The sequence below is a fragment of the Methylovulum psychrotolerans genome, assembly GCF_002923755.1.
Classification (GTDB): Bacteria; Pseudomonadota; Gammaproteobacteria; order Methylococcales; family Methylomonadaceae; genus Methylovulum; species Methylovulum psychrotolerans.
In genome coordinates, this window is record NZ_PGFZ01000044.1 from 1 (window position 1) to 3,538 (window position 3,538).

Here is a 3,538-nt window from a genome sequence, read left to right on the forward strand (position 1 = left end):
CTATAACTACCGAAAAGCATCATGACCCGCCCCCTATAACTACCGCCTTTTTGGGTTTTGCAAATGATCCACAGGGTCAGTCTTTTTCCCCACGGCTAAATTTTCCCGTTTGTTGGCGGCTTTTATGGCTGAGATAAAATCAAGTGATGGGGTTAGTGTGTAGATGACTTCTTCCAGTTTTCCGCGCCCTCCCCTTACCTCGCTTTTTTGTGTTGTCAGTAATACGCCGTTTTTTATGAGTTCGCTCCAGGCCTCATCTAAGGCTTCAATGGCTTTTCGTCCGCGCGAATAGTTGTTTAACAGTGCGCTATCACGCCTGATTGTGCTGTAGCGCATTTCAAAGGGCGTTGTTAGGCTGGCAAAGGTGAATTTTAGCGATAACTGTTTATGAATCCATCGAGCCAGTTGTGAAGTGTGACTCATCATCTGCGCGTAATTGAATTGTCGGTAAGTTAATGAATCAATACTTTGTGTAACCAGAGGGTGGAATTGGACAATCCATTTTGCGGTTGGGTCTTCGGCAAGTCTATATTTTGATGCCGCCGCCAGCCCTGAAAAATAGCAGCTTACGGCGAACTTTTCCCCGTCTTTACCGTTTGTTGATCGGATTTCAATAGTGCTGCGGGCAAGGATGTTTAGGCTTAAAATGATTTGCTGATAGGATCGGGTGTGGCCGCGTCGCTTCAATTCTTCGCGCAACTCATGGAGTGAAAAGACAACCCCGCTGCGGTAGTTGGGTTTGTCGAAAAAGGCATTGCGTTGTTCTGCGGCAATTTTGCGTAAAGCATCTTCAATGAGTTCTTCATTGGCCGAAGGGTAATAATCTTTGGTTGTACCTGTTTTTTCATCAAGGATTCTAGCAGCCTGAATGATGGTTTTTAGTTTTGTGCCACGGTAATGGAATTCAACTTGTTGCAAATCCAGAAAGCCCTTTTCTTTCCTGATTTTATCCATTTGTTGCCGTGATACTGCATAGCGTGGCACTGAATCCCAAAGGTCAAACGTGTTTGAAAGTTGGTCGCGTTCGTTGTCTGTATTGCACAGGAACGCCCGGAACAGGTCGAGTTGCTGTCCGCCAAAATCCGCTTCGTTGGGCGGAATGACAGGCGTTTCCTCGTCTGTTGTCTTGTTTTCTGAGGTCTCTGGCTGCTTTTTTCTGATTGCCATGTTTGTGCTTCCATGCTGCTTAATGATTTAACAAATTAACATGTTTACATGTTGAATTGTCAATATGTTGAATAGTGAACTTAATCATGTCGTACGGTTGGCACGTCATACTTGCTGAAAAGATCGTTGAGTGATTCAGCAATGAGGGTTTGCAAACTTTTGCCTGTACGGGCTTGGATCAGGCGCAGGCTGGATTTGTAGTCGGGCGATAGGTAAGCCGTGATGTTGGTCTTCCCTTCCCTGCTTGGAGCCATGTAGCCGCCTGTTGGCGTTTCCTTGACAGGTTCCGGTGTGGCAACCATTTGTGCTTCTTGTTCCGGTTTTGTTTTTTTCGTGACGGATCGGGGCGCACGTTCAGGTCGTGCGCTGCTGTCAAGTGCCTGTTGTAAAGCTTTCAGATTGTTAGCTGCCATGTTTATATGTTCACATGTTAAGTTGTTGGTTGATGAACATGTAAAGCCGTCCGATTTCTTCGGCGGCTTTACCGTCAGGGTCTAGTTCTTGCGGGGCTTTGCCGGAAGCCGGGGCAGAGGCATAGCCTCCACGGTGACAAATATGCACGGGGCAAACTTTGAATCCAAAAGCTTTTTCCACCATTGTTTTGGCTTCCTCGGCCTGTTTGTGTGCTTGCGGATGTACACCGTTTAAGACAACAAAAGCAGGGGCGGAACCCGCAACACGGAGCAAGTCACGCATGGCGGATAAGGTTTCAAGATCGAAAATCTGCGGTCTGACGGGCAACAAAATAAAATCGGCGATGCGGGCGGCTTCAATCGCGGCGGTATCTGACTTTCCAGGGGTGTCAATCACCAGAAATTCTGCCCCAAAATCTTCGGCAGATTGGACTGCGTGTTTGAGTCGGCTCACTTGTGCTGAAACCACGGCAGGGTTTTCGGCGGTGCGGCGGTCTTTCCAGTTGGCGGCGTTGGCCTGCGGGTCAAGGTCAATAATCACGGAAATTTTGCCGGAACAGGCTGCGGCTACCGCTAGGCCAATCGCGGTTGTGGTTTTTCCTGTGCCGCCTTTCTGTCCAAGGATCGCTATTTTTAACATGTGATCTACTCAAGATGTAAACATGTGAACATTTTGACATGTTAGAAATTAAAGTCAAATGCACTGTCTAGCCAGAAGCACGGGGTAAGGTTGGGTAAGATGTGACGATACGGCCATTTTTTCAATAACTTATTTTTTAACATGTAAATTATCCAACATGTAAACATGTTAATTTATTAAATAAATAACCGTTTTTTGTGGTGGCTATTGGGGTTATTTGTGCTTATCAGGCTGCTGCATTTTTAATAGCCACCACTGCCATGCTCGCCTTTGCGGACGTGGCCGCCCAATTCCTGCGCTTGTTTGAAGGTCATCCACAGCGGGGCGTTATAGCCTTTTTCCATCGCTTAAGCCCATAACATCACAACATTGATGCCGGAATAGGGCAGGCCGTTATGCCGTAGCGGACGGGTGATTTTTCCGGCGGCGTGTTAGGCGTTCCACGGTTTCAGCCAAGCCCGTTCGCCTTTTTTAAGTTCGGCGATAATGGTATCTGTGACACGGTTATAAACATCTGTGGTCATGGTCGGAATCCTTTCCTATTTTTTAGCGTTAAATCCGCGGTTTGGCAAGCCGCCGCCATCTGCCTTTTGTGGCTTGGGGTTCAGTGCTGCTGAAGCCCTGCCTGTCGGCGAGACTTGGGGATGCAAGGGTAAACAAAATCACGGAAGCTTCGGCCATAGCGCGTAGCGGCGGCTGAAAGCCATTTTTCTGCGGGGAAAGCCGTTATTTTGCTTGTCCCGCGTGAGGGCGAAGCCCTTTAGCCTTAACTTTTTTGGGAAAAGACGGCTTGCATCCAAGGCTATTGCATACTACAGTACGCAGTGATATAAATTGAAGGGAATAAGTCCGTGACAGATGCAGCAAAGCCAAAGCAGGTGGTTGTTTATGCCAGGGATAACGGGAAAGAGCCTTTTACCGAATGGATTTATGGCTTGCGGGATGTCATGGGGCGGAAACGTATCCTTGCCCGCGTTTCCCGCCTGCAACAGGGCAACTATGGGGATTGTGAGCCAGTCGGGGAAGGGGTCAGCGAACTGCGGTTATTTTTCGGTTCCGGCTACAGGGTTTATTTCGGGGAACGTGATAACCATATCGTCCTGCTGCTGTGTGGCGGCGACAAGGGTAGCCAAAACCAAGACATTGAACAGGCCAAGGCCTATTGGAAGGAGTATCTAAGCCATGAGCAGCTATAGAACGATTGGTGAGGTTGAAGAAGAATACCTCCGCAATCATCCTGACGAGATGGACGATTACATTACTGTCCTCTTTGATGAATATGCCGAGAGCGGCGACACCGCTTCCCTGATGGCTTCTT

4 protein-coding genes and 1 pseudogene are annotated in these 3,538 nt (G+C 48.2%); 1 reads left to right on the top strand and 4 read right to left on the bottom strand.

From position 1 onward, the window contains the following. Positions 1-39 precede the first annotated feature (39 nt). The 4 genes and pseudogenes from AADEFJLK_RS23220 to AADEFJLK_RS25750 form a co-directional block, all read right to left on the bottom strand. Complete coding sequence (locus AADEFJLK_RS23220) at positions 40-1,167, bottom strand: replication protein (protein WP_211299328.1); 1,128 nt, start codon at positions 1,165-1,167, stop codon at positions 40-42. Between the two features lie 80 nt (positions 1,168-1,247). Then, complete coding sequence (locus AADEFJLK_RS23225; RefSeq protein WP_088621329.1) at positions 1,248-1,580, bottom strand: ribbon-helix-helix domain-containing protein; 333 nt, start codon at positions 1,578-1,580, stop codon at positions 1,248-1,250. A gap of 10 nt (positions 1,581-1,590) precedes the next feature. Further along, positions 1,591-2,220 (bottom strand): ParA family protein, encoded by a 630-nt coding sequence (locus tag AADEFJLK_RS23230; protein WP_088621330.1) that lies wholly within the window; start codon positions 2,218-2,220, stop codon positions 1,591-1,593. 242 nt (positions 2,221-2,462) lie between these two features. Beyond that, positions 2,463-2,744: pseudogene (locus AADEFJLK_RS25750) on the bottom strand (ArdC-like ssDNA-binding domain-containing protein). 327 nt (positions 2,745-3,071) lie between these two features. Here AADEFJLK_RS25750 and AADEFJLK_RS23240 point away from each other — a divergent pair. Further along, complete coding sequence (locus tag AADEFJLK_RS23240) at positions 3,072-3,416, top strand: type II toxin-antitoxin system RelE/ParE family toxin (protein WP_103975986.1); 345 nt, start codon at positions 3,072-3,074, stop codon at positions 3,414-3,416. Positions 3,417-3,538 lie beyond the last annotated feature (122 nt).